The sequence below is a fragment of the Lipingzhangella halophila genome, assembly GCF_014203805.1.
GTDB classification, from domain to species: Bacteria; Actinomycetota; Actinomycetes; order Streptosporangiales; family Streptosporangiaceae; genus Lipingzhangella; species Lipingzhangella halophila.
This window is the reverse complement of sequence record NZ_JACHJT010000001.1, coordinates 787,718-807,414: the sequence shown is the minus strand read 5'-3', so window position 1 is coordinate 807,414 and position 19,697 is coordinate 787,718. Positions and strand designations below refer to the sequence as shown.

At 69.1% G+C, this 19,697-nt stretch carries 17 protein-coding genes and 1 tRNA gene; 7 read left to right on the top strand and 11 right to left on the bottom strand.

All coding sequences use genetic code 11. From position 1 onward, the window contains the following. The first annotated feature begins 102 nt into the window (after nt 1–102). Nucleotides 103–1,776 carry an acetolactate synthase gene (locus F4561_RS03755; RefSeq protein WP_184574800.1) on the top strand — a complete coding sequence of 558 codons (1,674 nt, stop codon included), beginning with the start codon at nt 103–105 and terminating at the stop codon, nt 1,774–1,776. A 323-nt stretch (nt 1,777–2,099) separates the two neighbouring features. Here F4561_RS03755 and F4561_RS03750 read toward each other — a convergent pair whose 3' ends face one another. The 5 genes from F4561_RS03750 to F4561_RS03730 form a co-directional block, all read right to left on the bottom strand. Continuing rightward, entirely contained in the window at nt 2,100–2,312 is a 213-nt protein-coding gene (locus tag F4561_RS03750; protein ID WP_184574798.1) for a biotin/lipoyl-binding carrier protein, read from the bottom strand. A gap of 83 nt (nt 2,313–2,395) precedes the next feature. Beyond that, the gene (locus F4561_RS03745) at nt 2,396–3,637 is read right to left on the bottom strand and encodes an HD-GYP domain-containing protein (RefSeq protein WP_312885572.1); all 1,242 of its coding nucleotides are present in this window, start codon (nt 3,635–3,637) and stop codon (nt 2,396–2,398) included. A 62-nt stretch (nt 3,638–3,699) separates the two neighbouring features. After that, nucleotides 3,700–5,022: an HD-GYP domain-containing protein gene (locus F4561_RS03740; RefSeq protein ID WP_184583127.1), complete on the bottom strand. Its 1,323-nt coding sequence runs from the start codon at nt 5,020–5,022 to the stop codon at nt 3,700–3,702. A gap of 750 nt (nt 5,023–5,772) precedes the next feature. Beyond that, a complete protein-coding gene (gene rsrA, locus F4561_RS03735; RefSeq protein ID WP_184574796.1) occupies nt 5,773–6,057 on the bottom strand; it encodes a mycothiol system anti-sigma-R factor in 285 nt (94 codons plus the stop codon). Further along, on the bottom strand, nt 6,054–6,692 hold the full coding sequence (locus F4561_RS03730; protein ID WP_184574794.1) for a sigma-70 family RNA polymerase sigma factor: 639 nt from the start codon (nt 6,690–6,692) through the stop codon (nt 6,054–6,056). The genes rsrA and F4561_RS03730 overlap by 4 nt, the downstream gene beginning before the upstream one ends. Before the next feature lie 389 nt (nt 6,693–7,081). Between F4561_RS03730 and F4561_RS03725 the strand changes: the two genes are divergently transcribed. After that, the gene (locus tag F4561_RS03725; RefSeq protein WP_184574792.1) at nt 7,082–7,948 is read left to right on the top strand and encodes a class I SAM-dependent methyltransferase; all 867 of its coding nucleotides are present in this window, start codon (nt 7,082–7,084) and stop codon (nt 7,946–7,948) included. A gap of 64 nt (nt 7,949–8,012) precedes the next feature. Here F4561_RS03725 and thiC read toward each other — a convergent pair whose 3' ends face one another. From thiC to F4561_RS33100, 4 genes are all read right to left on the bottom strand, one after another. Then, entirely contained in the window at nt 8,013–9,677 is a 1,665-nt protein-coding gene (thiC, locus tag F4561_RS03720) for a phosphomethylpyrimidine synthase ThiC (RefSeq protein ID WP_184574790.1), read from the bottom strand. A 228-nt stretch (nt 9,678–9,905) separates the two neighbouring features. After that, nucleotides 9,906–10,769 (bottom strand): SOS response-associated peptidase, encoded by an 864-nt coding sequence (locus F4561_RS03715; RefSeq protein WP_184574788.1) that lies wholly within the window; start codon nt 10,767–10,769, stop codon nt 9,906–9,908. A 125-nt stretch (nt 10,770–10,894) separates the two neighbouring features. Next, on the bottom strand, nt 10,895–11,338 hold the full coding sequence (locus F4561_RS03710; protein ID WP_184574786.1) for a DoxX family protein: 444 nt from the start codon (nt 11,336–11,338) through the stop codon (nt 10,895–10,897). A 113-nt stretch (nt 11,339–11,451) separates the two neighbouring features. Beyond that, nucleotides 11,452–11,934: an OsmC family protein gene (locus F4561_RS33100; RefSeq protein ID WP_312885130.1), complete on the bottom strand. Its 483-nt coding sequence runs from the start codon at nt 11,932–11,934 to the stop codon at nt 11,452–11,454. A 118-nt stretch (nt 11,935–12,052) separates the two neighbouring features. Between F4561_RS33100 and aroA the strand changes: the two genes are divergently transcribed. From aroA to F4561_RS03675, 5 genes are all read left to right on the top strand, one after another. Further along, the gene (aroA, locus tag F4561_RS03700) at nt 12,053–13,327 is read left to right on the top strand and encodes a 3-phosphoshikimate 1-carboxyvinyltransferase (RefSeq protein WP_184574782.1); all 1,275 of its coding nucleotides are present in this window, start codon (nt 12,053–12,055) and stop codon (nt 13,325–13,327) included. Next, entirely contained in the window at nt 13,306–14,325 is a 1,020-nt protein-coding gene (gene rsgA / locus F4561_RS03695) for a ribosome small subunit-dependent GTPase A (RefSeq protein WP_376773628.1), read from the top strand. The genes aroA and rsgA overlap by 22 nt, the downstream gene beginning before the upstream one ends. Nucleotides 14,326–14,701: 376 nt before the next feature. Continuing rightward, nucleotides 14,702–16,732, top strand: a complete 2,031-nt coding sequence (locus F4561_RS33095; protein ID WP_312885129.1) for a glycine betaine ABC transporter substrate-binding protein — start codon at nt 14,702–14,704, stop codon at nt 16,730–16,732. A 189-nt stretch (nt 16,733–16,921) separates the two neighbouring features. Beyond that, nucleotides 16,922–17,728 carry a histidinol-phosphatase gene (gene hisN / locus F4561_RS03680; protein WP_184574778.1) on the top strand — a complete coding sequence of 269 codons (807 nt, stop codon included), beginning with the start codon at nt 16,922–16,924 and terminating at the stop codon, nt 17,726–17,728. Between the two features lie 55 nt (nt 17,729–17,783). Then, a complete protein-coding gene (locus tag F4561_RS03675; RefSeq protein WP_184574776.1) occupies nt 17,784–18,341 on the top strand; it encodes a hypothetical protein in 558 nt (185 codons plus the stop codon). Here the strand turns inward: F4561_RS03675 and F4561_RS03670 are convergent. Both F4561_RS03670 and F4561_RS03665 read right to left on the bottom strand, forming a co-directional pair. Further along, nucleotides 18,338–18,922 carry a dihydrofolate reductase family protein gene (locus tag F4561_RS03670; protein WP_184574774.1) on the bottom strand — a complete coding sequence of 195 codons (585 nt, stop codon included), beginning with the start codon at nt 18,920–18,922 and terminating at the stop codon, nt 18,338–18,340. The genes F4561_RS03675 and F4561_RS03670 overlap by 4 nt on opposite strands. Before the next feature lie 574 nt (nt 18,923–19,496). Continuing rightward, nucleotides 19,497–19,570: transfer RNA gene (locus tag F4561_RS03665), tRNA-Met, on the bottom strand. Nucleotides 19,571–19,697 lie beyond the last annotated feature (127 nt).

Sequence of the window (19,697 nt, the reverse complement as noted above, 5' to 3'; positions counted from 1 at the left end):
TTGTCCCCTGGACCCGAGGGGCTGGGTGTGGAGTGGATCACCCATGAAATTACTCACTGGTAAGTTATGGGAGTCCGGAAGGCGCGCAAGAAGGAGAGTGCTATGGCCCCGTCCTCGTCCCGGCTCACCGGCCAGATCACCGGCCACGGCGGCTCGCACGCGGTCGCGGCGGCCCGGCAGCACGGCGTCGACACCATGTTCACCCTGAGCGGGGGGCATGTGTTCCCGCTCTACGACGCCGCGGTACAGCCCGGCGCGGACATGCGGCTGCTCGACGTCCGGCACGAGCAGACCGCCGTGTTCGGCGCCGAGGCGATGGGCAAGCTCACCCGGCGCGCGGGCCTGGCCGTGGTCACCGCCGGCCCCGGTGTGACCAACGCCGTCAGTGGGGTCGCCACGGCACATTTCAACGGCTCCCCCATGCTCCTCATCGGCGGCCGCGCCCCGGACGGCCGCTGGGGCCAGGGACTGCTCCAGGAGCTCGACCAGCCGCCGCTGCTGGACACGATCACCAAGCGCGCCCAGACCGTGCACGGCACCGGTGAGATCAGCGCGTCCCTGGACGATGCCTTCGCCCTGGCCAACACCGCGCACCGCGGCCCCGTCTTCGTGGACGTGCCGATGGACCGGCTCTACGACCAGGCCGAGGCCGACCTCCCCGGAGACGGGGGCACCGCCGACCCGGACCGGGCCGCCGACCCGGACCGGGTCGGCGAAATCGCCAAGCTGATCAGCGAAGCGGAGCGCCCCGTCCTCGTCTACGGCTCCGATGTCTGGCTCGACAACGCCGAACACACCGCCCGCGAGACGGCCGAGGAGCTCGGCATCCCCGTCATCACCAACGGGCAGGGGCGCGGCGTACTGCCGGCGCGCCACCCGCTGCTGGCCACCCGCGCGCGGGGAGTGGCGCTCGGCCAGGCCGACCTGGTCGTGGTGGTCGGCGCACCGCTGGACTTCCGCCTGGGACACGGCCTCTTCGGCGGCAAGGACGGCGCCCCGCTCGCGAAGGTGGCGCACGTCGCCGACTCCCCCGGGCAGATCGCCGAGCACCTGACGCTGGCCGGCTCAGCATCGGGCGACCTCTCGGCGATCCTGCGGGCGATCGGCGACGCGGCCCGGCCCGGCAACCGGCTCCCGGAGTGGCGCGACCGCCTCGCCGCGGCCTCCGCAGAGGCGAGCGAGGCCGACTCCGACGCGCTGGTCAGCGATGCCTCCCCGATCCATCCCGCCCGCATCTACGGCGAGCTCAACCGGGTGCTGGACGATGACGCGGTGGTGATCGGCGACGGCGGCGACTTCGTCTCCTACGCCGGAAAGTACGTCGAGCCGCGCCAACCCGGTACCTGGCTCGACCCGGGCCCGTTCGGATGCCTGGGAACGGGCATGGGCTACTCCATCGCTGCGCGGCTGGCACGCCCTTCAGCGCAGGTGGTGACGCTGATGGGCGACGGCGCCGCCGGGTTCTCCCTCATGGACGTCGACACCCTGGTCCGGCACGAGCTGCCCGTGGTCATGGTGTGCGGGAACAACGGCATCTGGGGCCTGGAGAAGGCGCCGATGCAGATGATCTACGGCTACGACGTCGCCGCCGAGCTCGCCCCGCAGACCCGCTACGACGAGGTCGTCCGGGCGCTCGGCGGGGGCGGCGAGCTGGTCACCGACCCCGCGGAGATCGGACCCGCCCTGCGCCGCGCGTTCAACTCGGGTGTGCCGTACCTGGTGAACGTGGCCACCGACCCGGAGAACGTCTACCCCCGAAAGACAATGGGCGTCTGAGCCGCGGCGGATAAGCACCGATGCGGTAGACGCATGGTGCGGCGTCCAACGAGGCCGGCGAAGGAACCGGATCGCCCGGGCGGGGCTCTCGTTGCGTGCGGCTCCACCGGGCACCGACAGCGATCGTCGGGGCGGCCCACCCGCTGCCTTCGCTGCCCTCGTTGGACGCTCCACCACCCGCCCACAGCACCGGTTGTTGCCCACCCGGCCGATCCGAGGCGCCCGAAGGAACGGAATCCTCAAGAAGCCTCAGCGCCCGGGCTCCAAGAACCGGAATCCGAGCGCGACGCGAAGGCCCGATCTCCGCAGCCTCGGCGAGCGGGTCACTCCACGGTTGCGAGGAGGTCGCCCTCCTGCACGACGTCGCCTTCGGCGACGTCGACGCTGACGACCGTGCCGGGGTCCTCCAGCACCACCGGGATCTCCATCTTCGCGAACTCCAGGATCACCACGGGGTCGCCCTCGTCGAGCTCGTCGCCAGGGGCCACCGTCACCTTGAAGACGTTCGCGGCATTCTCCGCGCGGATCTCCGCCATCTCGCCCCCTTTCTCCCTGCTCAACCAGATCAGCGCCGGGACACCGCCGCTCCTATGGCACCTTCCCGCTGAACCGCCCGGGGTCACCACCGGGCGGCCGGCCGGTCGAGGACCCGGGCCATCGCGTCGACGACGGTGGGGTCGTACTCGTGGCCGGTGTCCATGCGCAGGCGCTGCAGTACCGCCTCGATCCGGTCCGGGTTGGTGGACGCGCCTACGAGGTCGTCAAAGGCGTTGGCCACCTTGATGATCCGGCTGCCGAGGGGCGGGCGGCCGTCGTCGCCGTCGCCTTGCCACGACTCGCACTGGCGTCGGACCAGTTCGGCGACGGAGTCCAGCACCCCGGTCTCCCGGATGACCGCCGAGCCGAGCTCGGCGATCCGGCGCTGCTCGCGCGGCGAGGCGAGCACCGTCGCGCCGCTGGCGATCGGCGAGCGCAGCGAGAGTTGCCCAATGTCGTGCATCAGCGAGGCGTACTCCAGAGCGAGCAGCTCCGACTCGCGCATGCCCATCTCACACCCGACCGCCTGGGCCAAATGGCTCACCCGCCGGGAGTGGCCCGTCTCGACGTATCCGCCGACCTCGGTGACCCGCGAAAGCGACCGCACAGTCTGCAGGTAGGTGAGCCGGATCTCGGCGTACCGGCGGAAGGCGACCTGGGTGACCAGCAGCGGCGCGGTGAACACCAGCAGCCCGGCGAGTCCGGTCACGGTGCTGGCCAGGGCGATCAGGATGCCCGAGGAACCGATGGCCATGCCGAGCGCGAACTGGGCCCGCGACTCGTCGCGGATCGCCACGCTCAGCCGGGTGCGGAGCCGCTCGGCGCGGATCGCGGCGGCGAGCACCGAGTCGACCAGCCATGCCAGCATGACCAGGCTGGCCATCACGCACAACCCGATCCACCAGTGCTGGGAGTCGGGGGACACCCGTGCCGCGACGGGCCGGAAGGCCAGCGCGACCAGCACGATGACCAGGCCGCGGCGCGCGAGGTCGCTCCAGCGGGGACCGCGCCCCACGGCGATGTGCGGCAGCTCGCCCAGGGCGATACCGACCGCGACCACGGCTATGACCTGCCAGGCGGAATGGTGCACCGGTTCGCCGCCGACATCGAGCAGGAACGTGTACCCGATGGCGCCGGCCGACGCGATCGGCGCGACCTCGCGGTTGCCCGGCAGGGTGATACGGGCGAGCTCGCCCACGGCGATGAGCACGCCGAACGCGAGCGCGGCGTCCGGTTCCACGAACCCGGTGAACAGCGTCCACAGCAGTGAGCCACCGCCGCACGTCACCGCGGCGACGATCACGAACGACCGCGCCGGGTCGATGCGGCTCTTCGCCTGCGCGGGCCGCTTCGGATCCTCCTTGAGAGGGCTCCCCAGTGTCGTAATCACCGTTCACCCTCCCCCGCCAGACGCAGCGGGACACTGGGGTCGTCGTGGTCCTGCTGGGCGACTTCGGCGACATCGTCGTCGGGCGGCTCAACGACGCCCGGGGTGTCCCAGCCGTGCCGTTCGATCGCGCTGATCAGAGCATCCACCATGACCGGGTCGAACTGGGTCCCGGCACAGCGGCGCAGCTCGGCGATGGCCTCCGCGACGGACCGGGCCTGGCGGTAGGAGCGTGTGGACGTCATGCAGTCGAAGGCGTCCGCCACCGAGATGATGCGGGCGAACTCCGGGATGTCCTTGCCGACGAGACCCATGGGGTAACCGCCGCCGTCCATACGCTCATGGTGGTGCATGATCCCGGCGAGCGCCTCGTCAAGGAAGCCGATCTCGCGGACGATCTCGTAGCCGCGCATGGGGTGTAACTGGATCGCCGCGAACTCCTCCTCGGTGAGGCGGCCGGACTTCTGCAGCACCTTGGTCGGAACTCCGAGCTTGCCGACATCGTGCAGCATGCCCGCGTACCGGATGGTGTGTACCCGCTCGGCGTGCATGCCCAACTCCTCCGCGATGAGCGCGGACGCCTTGGAGACCCGCGTGCAGTGGCCGCGGGTGTAGTAGTCCTTCGTCTCGACCGCCTGGCAGAGCGTGGCCAGGGTCGCCTCGTGCGCGCGCTGCTCGGCGACGTACTGGTCGAAGGTCCAGCGCGCGATGAACAGCGGGAGCAGCACCAGGAACACGGCGAACGGTCCGACGACCCCCCAGATCGCGGCGATGAACAGGCCCAGCATCCCGTAGCCGACCGAGGAGAGCTCCAGGGTGGCCAGCGGACGCCACCGGATCCGGTGCGGTCGCTGGATGCGCACCACGCCCAGGAACCACATGAGCCCGGCGACGAGTGCGCCGTTGACGATCGTGTGCGCCAGGATCGCCGCGGTGAACGGCAGCACGACCCACGGGAAGTCACCGCGTTCGGGGATCCCGATTCCGCCGCCCAGCACCTGGAACACCCGGCCAGCGGCGTAGCCGGCGAGGGCGAACTGGGCGGCGTTGAACACGCGCTTGATGATGCTCTGGCGCCGGAGGATCAGGCACGACGCGAAACCGACCACGGCCGCGCCGACCGGCCCGACCAGCACGACAGCCGCCAGGGAGGCCGACGAGCTCGGCGAGATACCGGCTCTTCCGCTGTCGACCATCGTGCTGATGGATTCGGCGATCACGAACAGGATCGCAACAAGGATCAGCGTCGCGAGATCGATCCCGTCGTAGCGGCCGAGCACGACGACCGTGATCGCCGTCGACGCGACGAGGCCGACATACAAACGGGCTGCCAGAGGAAGCGAACGCAATTCCCGGTACCTCCCGCCGCATTGCCGACCGAGCTGTCATGGTTTCACCTGTTCCGTTCTACCACCATGACCACCCGCCGACCGTCGTCACGAGCCATGCGGATTCGATTGCCAGGTACGCGAGTTTCACCAGCAGCGTGCTCATGGCATTCCGCCCCCTCTCCCGCTCGTGCGCCGACGCCCGTGCAGCCCCGAGCCAGCGCGAATTGCCCCCTGAGGTGGGATTGGTGGCCAGTTTAACGGCGCGCGTGAGCCGACCGATTCATTCGCCCCGAACCGTGAGACAAACGTAAGAAAGCAATCTTCGTAGCACTTTCAGACTACGGAAATACGAATCCAATTCGAAGTTCGGAGCGTAACTCTATGCAGCCAATACGAAAACGTTTACGCTCGCCATAGACCCTCTGCAGCGGAAAACCCCGGGAAGAATCCGAGTAGGACAGGCGCACTAAAGTCACGCTAAGTAATCATCATTAACGGCAGCGAGATATATCGGGTCCACTCGCCCCGCCGCGGCGCGACCCCGAATCGATATGTTCGCACCGGCGTGTCGCACCCCGGCAGCGGGACCGCCCGCGCCCCCTCTGTCCAAAAACCAGAGAAGGACAAAGACAAATTGCCGACAAAATCCGAACTACGCCCGGATACAATAATGGTGGTGGTCGATGTCTCGACCACCACCATTGTCCATTCTGTCCGAATAGCTCCGTTGTAGGGTGTTCGCTACTCGGTGTTCGCCTCGCGTACCTGCATATCGGATCTGGCCGCGTCGATCCGGCTCAACACCTTACTGCGCAGGCCGCCGGGAACCGTGTCGCGTCCGCAGTGCTTGGCCACGAGCTTCTTGATGACCTCTTCGAGGCCATACTCCTCCAGGCACGGCGCACACTCGTCGAGATGCTGCCGGATCTCCTCGCAGTTGGCCTCTTCGAGCTCGCCATCGATGTAGGTGTAGACCTTCGCAAGTACCTCGCTACAGGGCGTAGCGTGCGGTCCTCCACAGCTCATCGCTGGTCCCTCCGACTCGCCCCACTCTGAGATGCTGCCACGGAGTCGCGCTCGGTCTCCTGCAGGATTCCGCGATCGACCGCGTACTCCTCTAGCAACGAGCGCAGTTGGCGTCTGCCGCGGTGCAACCGCGACATCACGGTCCCGATCGGAGTGTCCATGATCTCGGCGACTTCCTTGTAGGCGAAGCCTTCGACATCGGCGAGATAGACGGCGATCCGGAAGTCCTCGGGCAACTCCTGGAGGGCCCGCTTGACATCGGTGTCGGGCAGGTGTTCGAGCGCCTCGGCCTCGGCGGACTTCAACCCGGTGGACGAGTGCGCCGCCGCCTGAGCGAGCTGCCAGTCCTCAACGTCCTCGGTGCCCGCCTGCTTCGGCTCCCGCTGCTTCTTGCGGTAGGAGTTGATGAACGTGTTCGTGAGAATCCGGTAGAGCCACGCCTTGAGGTTGGTCCCCTCCTTGAACTGGTGGAACGAGCCGAACGCCTTCGCGAACGTCTCCTGGACGAGATCCTCGGCGTCGGACGCGTTCCGCGTCATACGCAGAGCCGCCGAGTAGAGCTGGTCCAAGTACGGCAAAACGTCCCGTTCGAACCGAGCCCCGCGCTCGTCGACTGTCTCCTGGCGCTGATCCAAGCCCTCCGGCCTCCTTGTACTGGTTGGAGCAACCGTAGACTCACGATACGTTGTGGACGGCGTAAGCCGCACCTCCACGCCGGGGGAGCGCGCATCCGGGCGCGCTTCTTCCATACAGTTCGTGGCAGCCGCCATAGATCCCGCCTTAACCTCCCTTGCCATGCGCCCTGAACAGCCCCGTCCATGTCGCTGATGTCACCAAACGGTCCGGGACTCCGCGGCACGCGGCTGATGGGCCGTGATGCTTCGTCTCAACAACGACCCGGCGCCGCTGATTCCGGGGCACAGGCCGGCATACCTACCGAACTCGCGTTTCGGGCCGAACACGCGGGTGAGGCATGCAAGAGTACGGGTAGGACTCTGTCGAAAAGGCGTGGAGAGGAGCGAGTGTGCGACCGTCCTCCGACTCCGCGGCCCACACGCCAGCACCCGCGGCATCTCCGGAAACAGGTGTGCCCTCGCGACCCGATCGTTCACCCGCAGCCCACTTCGCCACCACTGACTCGCTGTCGGCGTACTGGCGGTTCTACTGGGCTGTCGCCGGGGCTCAGCTCGCCCGCTGGCTCCCTCGGGCCCCGGGACGCATCCTGGACCTTTCGGGCCCGGACTTCCGGGGAGCCCAGCAAGCGACGGCCGCCGGCCATGACGTCGTCATGCTGCTGCCGTCGCCGGAGGTGGCGCGCCGGCGCCCGCTCACGTTGATCAACCAGAACGCGCAGCCGCCGCGCCAGTCGACGCCAGGGCGGCTCCGGCAGGTGGTCGGCGAGCCCATGCTGCTGCCGAACTTCGCCTCCGGGGTTTTCGACGGCGTCATCGCCGACAACCGTGTGCTGTCCCGGCATCTCGCGACCGAGGCGTCGCTGACCGAGATCACCCGCGTGCTGCGGCCGGGCGGGCGCGCGCTGCTGTGCGTCGACTCCGTCGTCCTGGGCATGGCGTTGCTCGCGGAGCAGGACTGCTGGCCCGAGCTGAGCCACGCCCGCAGCGCCGACGTGCTGCTGGTCCCGTGGCCCGACGGCTCCATCACACGCTGCTTCACCGGCGACCAGCTGACCGAACTGCTGAGCGAGGTCGGCCTGGAGACCGAGTGGACCAAGCCCCGGACCGTGCTGTCAGCGTCCACGGTGGAGACCATGATGGCCCACGGCGACCAACGGGCGCTGAACCGGCTCGTCGAGATGGAGCTCAAGGCCGCCGACTCCGACGACTACGTGGGAGTGCACCTCCTCGCGAGCGCCCGCAAGCCCAACGCGTGACAGTGCTGGCTGTGCTGGTGGTCCCGGCGGCCGGCCGCCGGGACCACCACAGCAACCCGGGGTGCTACTCCGCTACCGGCAGGTAGACCCGCTTGCCGTGCTCCGCGAACTCCTCGGACTTGTCCTGCATACCCTTCTCGATCGCCGCGACCGTCGAGAGGCCATGCTCCTCGGCGTACTTGCGGACGTCCTGCGTGATCTTCATCGAGCAGAACTTGGGCCCGCACATCGAGCAGAAGTGCGCCGTCTTGGCCGGCTCGGCCGGAAGCGTCTCGTCGTGGAACGCCTGGGCCGTCTCCGGATCCAGCGCCAGGTGGAACTGGTCCTGCCAGCGGAAGTCGAACCGCGCCTGGGAGAGGGTGTCGTCCCACTCCTGGGCCCGCGGGTGCCCCTTGGCGAGGTCGGCGGAGTGCGCGGCGATCTTGTAGGTAATGACGCCGGTCTTGACGTCATTGCGGTTGGGCAGTCCCAGATGCTCCTTCGGAGTCACGTAGCACAGCATCGCGGTACCGTGCCAGCCGATCTGCGCCGCCCCGATGGCGGAGGTGATGTGGTCGTAGCCGGGCGCGACGTCGGTCGCCAGCGGCCCCAGGGTGTAGAACGGGGCCTCCCCGCACAGCTCCTCCTCCAACCGGACGTTCTCGGCGATCTTGTGCATCGGCACGTGTCCGGGTCCCTCGATCATCACCTGGACGTCGCGGGACCGTGCGATGTGCGTCAGTTCGCCGAGAGTGCGCAGCTCGGCGAACTGCGCCTCGTCGTTGGCGTCGGCGATGGACCCCGGCCGTAGCCCGTCCCCCAGCGAGAACGTGATGTCGTACGCGCGCAGGATCTCGCAGAGCTCCTCGAAGTGCGTGTAGAGGAAGCTCTCCGTGTGGTGGGCCAGGCACCAGGCCGCCATGATCGAGCCCCCGCGCGAGACGATGCCGGTGACGCGCTGCGCGGTGAGCGGGACATAGCGGAGCAGCACACCTGCGTGCACCGTCATGTAGTCAACGCCCTGCTCCGCCTGCTCGATTACGGTGTCGCGGTAGATCTCCCAGGTCAGCTCGGCGGGGTCGCCGTCGACCTTCTCCAGCGCCTGGTAGATCGGGACAGTTCCCACCGGCACCGGCGAGTTCCGCATGATCCACTCGCGGGTCTCGTGGATGCGCTTGCCGGTGGAGAGGTCCATGAGCGTGTCGGCACCCCACCGGCTTGCCCACACCATCTTCTCCACCTCCTCCTCGACCGAGGAGGTGACCGCGGAGTTGCCGATGTTGGCGTTCACCTTCACCAGGAAGTTCTTGCCGATGATCATCGGTTCGGACTCGGGATGTTGCCGGTTGACCGGGATGACCGCCCGGCCGATGGCGACCTCGGAGCGCACGAACTCGGGGTCCATGCCCTCGCGGGCGGCGATGAACCGCATCTCGGGGGTGATGACGCCGGCCTTGGCATAGGCCAGTTGGGTGACCGCGCCCTTGATGGGCTCGCGGCCGTTGATCCAGTCCTCCCGCGAGCGCGACAGCCCCGCGTGCACGTCAATGGGCACGGAGGAGTCGGTGTACGGGCCAGAGGTGTCGTACAGGTCGATGTGGCTGCCATTGCTGAGCCCAACCCGCCGGTGCGGGATGCGGAGCGTATCTCCGGACCCCGGGTCCTCGATCTCGTGGTAGACCTTCTCCGAGCCCACGATGGGGCCGGAGGTCACGGTGGGTTGGACACTACGGTCGTCAAGCGCCGTCAAGGCATGCCTCCCTACGCCGGAATTACCCGAACAGGTTCTGCGGTCGGTGACGCCGGTCCTCGTGGGGACAGCCACCCTCTCAGCCCGCCATGGCGCGAGCTCCCGCGGATTTTCACGTGTGTCCACGCCGTCGTCACGGCGTGTGGCGCCCGTCATGTGGACGCCGGCGACCATATGATCGGGGCCACTTTACCCGCGCGGGTCCGGAACGATCCAGCCCGTCCCGGCTTAGAAAAGCGCACCACTGCCCGGGTCCGGCGCGTCGTCAACCGGCTCCAGCAGCTCGGGACCGTTGTTGCGAGTGCGGCTGACCGCGTCGCTGACCTGGTGCACCGCGAAGTCGTGCACCGGCGTGGCGGCCATGACCTCCCGCAGTACGGACAGTTCGGCGGTGGGGTCGAGCCAGGTGTCCCACCCCTGGCGCGGGACGGCGATCGGCATCCGGTCGTGGATGTGGCTCAGTTCCGGCGCGGCCTCCGTAGTGACAACGGCACAGGTCCACAGCCAGGCGGCGGGGTCCTCCTCGGGAAGCTCGGGGTCGCGCCACCGTTCGAAGAGGCCCGCGAGAGCGAGCGGGGAGCCGTCGGCGTAACGGATCGCGAAGGGGCGCTTGCGCGCCCGGGACTTGCGGCGCTTATGCCCCGGATCCGTGGTGGGCGAGGTTCCGGGCTCGGCCGTCCCCGGTGCGTCCTCGGGCAGGAGCTGCCACTCGTAGTAGGCGTCGGCCGGAAGCAGGCAGCGGCGCCGGGCGAACGCCTTGCGGAAGGCCGGTTTCTCGGCGACGGTCTCGCTTCGCGCGTTGATCATCTTGTAGCCGATGTTGCGTTCCTTGGCCCAGAAGGGCACCAGCCCCCAGCGCAGGGTGCGCAGGGACTGCGGCCCGGCCGGACGCCCGCCCTGCTCCGCCTCGCCGGGCGGCGTGCCGAGCACGGCGTAGACCGACTTCCCCGGGGCGACGTTGTAGTCGGGCGCCAACTCCTCCAGCGGAGGCCACGTCCGAGGGTCGCCCCCGTCCGACTCGCCGGTCTCCGGGAAGTCGAACGCCAACTGCAGATCATGCCGGCTGCGCGCCTGCGCGTAACGACCACACATTGCCCCATTATCCCACCGCAGCAAACCACCGGCCGCCAAAGAGGGCCCGGCGGGCACCGGCCGCGTCCTGCCCGCGGGGCGACCAGCGCAGACGCTGGTCCAGAGTGCGCCGTACGGCGCTGAGCTCACGTGCGCCCGGCGAGCAGGGTGAGCAGCCGCGCCGTACGGTCCCGGCGTCCCCAGGCGATGAGGGCGAACAGAACCAGCAGGATGACCGGGGTGAACCAGAACTCGCCCTCGAACACGGTCACCTGGTAAACGAACGCGCCGACCATGAGGCCGCTGAGGGCGGTAGCGGCTATTCCGGACAGCAACGGGACCAGCAGCCCGATGGCACCGGCGAGCTCCAGGACGCCGATGAGGTACATGAACCAGTCCCCGTAGCCGATCCGGTCAAAAGTTTCGGTCGCCGACGGGTGCGCGATGAGCTTGGGCAGCGCACTGGCGAAGGCGAGGAAAAGCGCGAGCACCGCCTGCAGCACCCACAGCGCGACCGCCATCCCGCGCCCGGGAGCGTTGGCCGCGGCCTGGTTGCGCACTGCCTGTTCGGACCCCTGTTCCGGTGCCATAGTTCCTCCATGTGTAGCGGCCCCGAGTCCAGTCGTCGGTGTAGACCCCGAAGCACGGAGGAACTCATCGGTGGCGGCGCGGCTTTTCCCGGGGCCTGATCCCCCGCCGCTGGTCAGTCGCTGTCCGCGACCGTGATCGTTGGCTCGTGGCGGACCGGGAAGTTCACCGAGCGGGCGATGAAGCACTTCTCGTTGGCCTTCTTGTGCAGCTCCGCTGCGGCACCGGCCATCGCCTCCTCGGCCACTGTCACGTGCGGCCGCAGGACGACCTCGGTGAACTCGCCCGAGGCGGTGGCGTGCGTCACCATGCTCCCGCTCGCCGTGTCGGTATAGCCCAGCACGTTGACACCGGCCGCCGGGGCGAGCGCCAGGTACGACAGCATGTGGCACTCGCTGAGCGCGGCGACCAGGAACAGTTCGGGGTTCCAGCGGCCGGGGTCGCCGCGGAAGGCGGAGTCGGCCGAGCCCTGCAGCGCGGGCCTTCCGTCGGCCTCGATGTCGTGCGCGCGCTCGAACCCGCGGTACGTCGCCGTGCCCGCCCCGGTTTCACCAGTCCAGCGGGTGCGCACCTCGTAGTGGTGGGTCTTGTCAGTCACAACGCCCCGTTTCGTCCCCGGTTTCTGCCCGCCAGCGTTGCCGACGGGGCTTCCAGCCTCGCGCATCGCGCCTGCTTCCGGCAAAGCTGACCGCGCGCTTCCCGATAGCCTTTGGAGTATGCCCGATTCCGCACCGGCCTGGCCCGCGCCACTCGCACAGGGGCCCGTGGACGCCACGGTGAGCCTGCCCGGCTCCAAGTCCATGACCAACCGCGCCCTGATCCTCGCGGCGCTTTCGGAGACACCTGCTGTTGTCCGGCGTCCGCTTCGCAGCCGCGACACCGAGCTCATGGCGGGCGCTCTGCGCTCCCTCGGCATCGGAGTCGCCGACGAGGGCCGCGACTGGTCGGTCGCCCCCTCGGCGCCAACGGGGCCGGCAACGCTGGAGGTGGGCAACGCGGGCACCGTGATGCGGTTCGTCCCACCGCTCGCCGCCACAGCCGACGGTGCCGTACGGTTCGACGGCGACCCGCGGGCACGGGAACGCCCCATCGGGACACTCATCTCGGCTCTGCGCGCCTTGGGCGCCAGCATCGACGATGGCGGGCGCGGCGCGCTCCCCCTCATCATCCACGGAACCGGCTCCCTGCCGGGCGGCACCGTGGACCTCGACGCCTCCGGCTCATCCCAGTTCGTCTCCGCACTACTGCTCAACGGGCCCCGGTTCGACCAGGGTGTGCACATCCGGCACAGCGGTCCCCCGGTCCCGTCACAGCCGCACCTGGACATGACGGTGGCGATGCTGCGCGACGTCGGGGTGCGGGTCGACGTGTCGGCACCCGGGACGTGGCTGGTCGAGCCGGAAACGATCAAGGCCACCGAGATCGGCGTGGAGCCCGACCTCTCCAACGCGGCTCCGTTCCTGGCGGCGGCGCTCGTCACGGACGGCCGGGTGACCATCCGCGACTGGCCGGAACACACGACCCAGCCCGGCGACGCCCTACGCGACCTCTTCACCCGCATGGGCGGCAAGGTATCCACCGGACCGGAAGGGCTGACGATGGCCGGCACCGGCGACATCACGGGGATCACCGCCGACCTGCGCGACGTTGGCGAGCTCACCCCGACGATCGCCGCCGTGGCCGCCCTGGCGAGCACACCGTCGCGCCTCACCGGGATCGGCCACCTGCGGCGGCACGAGACCGACCGCATCGCCGCGCTGGTCCACGAGATCAACCGTCTGGGCGGCGACGCCGAGGAGCTCCCCGACGGCCTGCTGATCCGGCCGCGCCTCCTGCACGGCGACGTGTTCCACAGCTACGACGACCACCGCATGGCGACCTCCGGCGCCGTGATCGGGCTCGCGGTTCCCGGCGTGCAGGTGGAGAACATCGCCACCACCAGCAAGACCCTGCCCGATTTCCCCGATATGTGGGCCGAGGTCGCGGCGTGAGTACGGGCCGCCGGTACCTCGACGAGGACGACGTCCCGGTCCGTGCGCGGGGCGGGTCGCGGCCACGCACCCGCAAGCGCCCCAAGCACGAGGACGCCAAACCGGGGTTCGTCACCGCGGTGGACCGCGGACGCTACACCTGCCTGGTCGAGGACCGCACGGTGGTCGCCATGAAGGCACGCGAGCTCGGGCGGGGCAGCATCACCGTGGGCGACCGGGTGCGCCTGGTCGGCGACCTTTCGGGGCGCCCCGATTCGCTCGCCCGGGTGGTGCGCGTAGAGGAGCGCCGGTCGGTGCTCCGCCGGACCGCCGACGACACCGATCCCGTGGAGCGGGTCATCGTCGCCAACGCCGACCAGTTGGTGATCGTCAGCTCGCTGGCCGACCCTCCCCCGCAGCCGCGTTTCATCGACCGCTGCCTGGTGGCGGCGTACGACGCCGGCCTGCGGCCGCTCCTCTGCCTGACCAAGGTCGACCTCGCCGCACCCGACGACGTGCTGGAGACCTATTCCGCCCTCGACCTTCCGTCCGTCGTGACGAGCCGGGACGGCGACCTTGACCCGCTGCGGGAGCAACTGGCGGGTCGCGTGAGCGTACTTGTGGGGTCCTCGGGTGTCGGCAAGTCCACGCTGGTCAACCTCCTCATCCCGGAGGCCGGGCGCGCCGTGGGCGACGTCAACCCGGTGACCGGACGCGGCCGGCACACCTCCGCGTCCGCGGTCGCGCTGACCCTGCCGGACGGCTGGATCATCGACACTCCCGGGGTGCGCAGCTTCGGCCTGGCCCATATCAGCCCGGACGACGTCGTCGCGGGGTTCCCCGATCTCGACGAGGCCGTGGCGGAGTGCCCGCCAGGCTGCGCGCACACCGCGGACGTCCCCGGTTGTGCCCTGGACTCCGGGACCGCCGCGGGCCGCCTCGACGCAGATCGCGTGTCCTCGCTGCGCCGACTGCTCGCCAGCCGCGAAGGCGCGGACGACAGTAGGGCACAGCAGTAGCGGGTGCGGCGGAGTCACCACCCGCGTGGGTCAGCGCTCCGTTAGCGCGGATACCAGCGCGGTGCTGAAGCCCCGCCAGTGGCGGCGTTGGTGCGCACGTTCCGCGGCGTCGGCCAGGCGTTTCCGGCTGTGCCGCCGCCAACGAGAACGGTTACCCGCCTCACTGTTCGGATTCACCCAGGAGGAATCCACGTGCGCTCGCGGTGGTGCTGGCAAGTGGGACGACAGGGGCTCGCCCCGGCTGGTGTCCGGCGATGGCGGCCACCACCGGTCGCGGCGGTTTTGTGTGACGCGTGCGCGCGTATGCTGTCGGACGCGGGAGAGGTTCATCCTTGTCCCGCCACGGTTGGCGTTTCCTTCACGACGAGGACCGCGTGTGAACACTCAGCGGCCGCCCCTGTTTGCTCTGACCGATAGTGACCCCACCCGTATCGGCTCCTTTGACATCCACGGGCGGTTGGGCGCGGGCGGTATGGGGGTGGTCTACGGCGGCACCGATGGCCACGGGCGCTGGGTGGCGCTGAAACTGATCCGCGGCGAGTTCGCCGACGACCCGGAGTTCCGCGACCGGTTCGCCCGCGAGGTGGAACTGATGCGCCGGGTCGGCTCGCGCTGCATCGCCCCGGTCATCGCCGCCGACACCACCCGCCAGGGCCAGCCGTGGTACGCCAGCCCTTACGTGGCCGGCCCCACCCTGCACCACCGTGTCAAACACAACGGTGCGCTGGAACCCGGCCTAACACAGGGGATGGCGGTGGGCCTGGCCGAGGCCATCGCCGCGATCCACGCCGCCGGGGTCGTCCACCGCGACCTCAAACCCGCCAACGTGATCCTGGCCGCCGACGGCCCCAAAGTGCTCGACTTCGGCATCGCCCGGGCGGTGGACGAGTCCGCGATCACCCGCACCGGGGGCGTGGTGGGCTCGCCGGGATGGATGAGCCCGGAACGGTTCCGCGGCCACACCGGCCCCGAAGCCGATGTCTTCGCCTGGGGCGCCCTGGTGGCCTACGCCGCCACCGGCCGGGCCCCCTTCGGCACCGGCACCGCCGAAACACTGATGTACCGGGTCCTCAACGAACACCCCGACCTTACCGGGCTCCCCACCGAGCTGGCCGAGTCCGTCACCCGCGCCCTCGCCAAAGACCCCGCCGCCCGGCCCGGCTCCACCACCCTGGTACCCATGGTCGCCACCAGCTACGGCCACACCCCCGACAGCGAAGCCGCCGACACAGCCGCGACCATCATCAACCACAACTGGGCCATGGTGCCGCCGCCTAGCGACCCGCCCGACACCGCCCCCGCACCGGCTCCGGCCCCGCCACAGCCACCACCGCCCCACGAGCCTGCCAGCCCCGCAGCGTCCCGCTTCCGCGTCCCGGGCACGCCCGCGCCGCCGGAACGGGGCAGCCCCGCCCCTACCCCGCAGCCGGACCCAGCCCCGAACACTTCGCGCCCACGCGCTCCGTCGATAGCCATCACCGCCGCGATCGGCGCGCTCGTCCTGGTCGCCGGCGTGGGCGCGGTGGTCGCACGCACGTTCTCCAACGCCCCGCAGCCGGACAACAACGCCCCTCAGCCGGATTCGGGTACCGCACAGCCCATCACTATCGGCTCCGTTCCATGGGACGAGAACATCGCCGTCACCAACGTGTGGCAGACCATCCTGGAGGAGAAGGGCTACGACGTCGAGATCCAGGACGTCGACGTCGCACCGATGTTCCAGGGTGTGGCCCAGGGCGACATCGACGTGTTCATGACCGCTTACCTTCCTGGCACGCACGGGGAGTACTGGGACGAGTACGGCGACCAGATCGAGGACGTCGGAACCTGGTACGACGGCGCGACCCTGCACCTGACCGTGCCCGACTACGTCGACGAGGTCGACTCCATCGAAGACCTCCCCGACAACGCCGACCTCTTCGGCGGCGAGATCGTCGGGATCGAGGCCGGCTCGGGCCTCGTGCAGCGGACCCAGAACGACGTCATTCCCGACTACGGGCTGGAGAACGACTACGAGCTCGTCGAGTCCTCCACCCCGGCGATGCTGTCCGAGCTGGAGAGCGCGATCGCCGAGGAGGAACCGGTCCTCGTCACGCTGTGGCATCCGCACATCGCCTACGTCAACCACGACCTCAAGGACCTCGAAGACCCCGAGGGCTCGTTCGGCGAGGGCGAGGAGATCCACACGGTGGCCCGCGAGGGCTTCGCGGACGACTACTCCGAGCTCAACGGGTGGCTGGAGAACTTCAACCTGTCCGCGGAGGAGCTTGAGCCACTCGAAGAGGTGATCATCAACGAGTACTCCGACGACCAGGCGGAAGGCGCCCGCACCTGGCTGAACGACAATCCGGAGTTCGTGGAGCGGACCCTCGACGAGGACGCCGAAGGGCTGGACTTCTCCTCGTAACCGCGCCCGCGACCCAGCGAGCCACCGCGAGGCGAGCTGGGTGGGTCGCGCTACCCGAACCGTGCGCGGGGCCGCGTGCCCGGGAAAAGCACCGACAGGCCATACTGGCGGCAGGAACGGTTAACACTCCGATCACGCAGGGGCGCCGGCTCCCGGCCGCCGGCCTCCGGGAGGGTAGCGTTACGCGCCATGGCGTCCTTCGACGATGATCTCCGTCTCGCTCACGTACTCGCTGACGCGGCGGATGACATCTCCCTCAAACACTTCCGGTCTCTCGACCTGAAGGTCGACACGAAACCGGATCTCACTCCCGTCACCGAAGCCGACCGGTCGGTGGAGGAGACGCTCAGGGGCGTGCTCGCTCGTGCGCGGCCCCGCGACGCCGTTGTCGGTGAGGAGTACGGCCGGACCGGTTCGAGCCATCGTGTCTGGGTGCTCGACCCCATCGACGGCACCCGCAACTACGTACGCGGTGTACCGGTCTGGGCGACCATGATCGCCCTCACCGAGGGCGACCAACCGGTCATGGGCGTAGTGTCCGCGCCCGCGCTGTCGCGCCGCTGGTGGGCCTCCCGAGGCGGCGGCACCTGGAACGGACGCAGCCTGACCAAGGCCACGCGGTGCACGGTCTCGGGGGTCTCCGAACTCTCGGACGCCTCGTTGTCCTTCTCCGACCTCTCCGAATGGGAGCAGCAGAACCGGCTCGACTCCTTCCTCGGTCTGACCCGATCGGTGTGGCGGACCCGCGCCTACGGCGACTTCTGGTCGCACGTCATGGTCGCCGAGGGAGCGGTGGACATCGCCGCCGAACCGGAGCTGTCCATCTGGGACGCTGCCCCGATGCCTGTGCTGCTGGAGGAGGCCGGGGGACGCGCCACTGACCTGCGCAGTCAGCGATTCACCGACGGGGGTGCCCTGGTGTGCACCAATGGGTTGCTGCACGACCAGGTGCTCACCTGGCTCAACGGCGGACCGACTCCGATCCGGATCACCTGAGGGCGCTCCCGGGATTCGTACGCGGTGCGGGACTGTCCGTAGTAGTCTGCCGCTCGTGTCCGAATTCCCAGCTCCACCCCGTTCCCTCTGGCGGGTCGCGCTTCCCGCCGCCGTAATCGGCGCTCTGGCCCTCTCGGGGTGCGGCGGCGACCCCGGGCCATCCAAGGAAGAGCTCGAGTCGATGGTCGCGCCCGACGACACCTCCGGGAACGGAGCGAACGATCCCGAGCTCGCCGAACTGCGGTTCGATCCCGAGACCGTCACCTGCGAGCCGAGTGCGAACAGCACCGTCCCTGGTGCGTGGCAGACGTCCGCGCCCAGAAAGAAGGTCGCCGACGACGCCCAGGCGGAACTCGGAGTACGCGACACCGAGAAGACCGAGGACCGCGACGTCGTCGTCCAGGTCCTCACCCCCGCGGAAGAGCGGGTTGAGGCCGAGACCGCGCTCAGCGGCGACGAGTGGGCCACCCTCGCCTACCCCGAGGACTTCCCGGACGCCCCGGGGTCCCTGGCCGAGGGCACCTACACCGTCATCTGGTCGGCAAGCGCCGGGGACGACGCCGATGAGGACAGCGGCACGTTCATCTCCTGCGACGGCTTCCGGGTCGGTTAACCCACCGCCGCGGAGGTGTCCGGGGCGGGCCGGTAGCGCAGGAGGACAACACCGGACCGGAACGGCCGGCACTCGACCAGCCGCAAGTGCCCTACCTCCGTCGCGTCGGCGAACAGCCGCGCACCGCGTCCGAGCACGACGGGGTACACGAACAGCCGGTACTCGTCAACGAGTCCGGTCCCGACAAGCGCCCGGACCAGCGTGATGCTGCCCGTGGTGACGATATCCTTACCCGGCGCGTTCTTCAGCGCCGCGATCTCGTCGCGGAGTCCTCCGCGGAGTACGGTCGTGTTCTCCCATTCCGGGTCGCCGAGCGTGCTGGAGAAGACGTACTTCGACACGGTGTTGAGGTAGTCGCTGACCCCCGTGGTGTCGTCGGTCTGCTTCGGCCAGTAGCCGCGCATGGCCTCGAAGGTCACCCGCCCGAAGACGACGGCGTCAGCCGCCGCGCTCTGTTCGCTGAGGGCCTTGTTGATATCGGACTGGTCGGCCTCGGTGTCGTTGGCCACGCTGAACCATCCGCCCTCGGCGTCAATGACACCGTCGAACGTGATGTTCTCGGTGACGATCAGGTCTCGCATCCCTGAACCCCCGTGACTAGAGCTCGTGTCACGAAGAATGACCAGCGCCATCCACAGGAATCATCGCGGCACACCGGCTTCCGCTCCAGAGCGCACCTGGGGGCTCCGGGGGTCGCCCCCGGACCAAACGCGAAGAGCCCGCCTGGGAAGAAGCTTTACTTCTGACCAGACAGGCCCACGGACTCACCCCCACCTGGGGGCTCCGGGGGTCACCCCCGGACCAAACGCGAAGAGCCCGCCTGGGAAGAAGCTTTACTTCTGACCAGACAGGCCCACGGACTCACCCCCACCTGGGGGCTCCGGGGGTCACCCCCGGACCAAACGCGAAGAGCCCGCCTGGGAAGAAGCTTTACTTCTGACCAGACAGGCCCACGGACTCACCCCCACCTGGGGGCTCCGGGGGTCACCCCCGGACCAAACGCGAAGAGCCCGCCTGGGAAGAAGCTTTACTTCTGACCAGACGGGCCCACGGAGTCACCCCCACCTGGGGGCTCCGGGGGTCACCCCCGGACCAAACGCGAAGAGCCCGCCTGGGAAGAAGCTTTGCTTCTGACCAGACGGGCCCTCGGGCTCGTAGCGGGGACAGGATTTGAACCTGCGACCTCTGGGTTATGAGCCCAGCGAGCTACCGAACTGCTCCACCCCGCGTCGATGTGTTTACAACACTAGAGGTCACGGGAGCAGTGTGCAAATCGGTTTCCTCCGCTACACGGGCGATCCCGGCCGCCCATCACCACGTCCGGATTCCGCCAGACGAGGGTGGTCCGACGCGGCA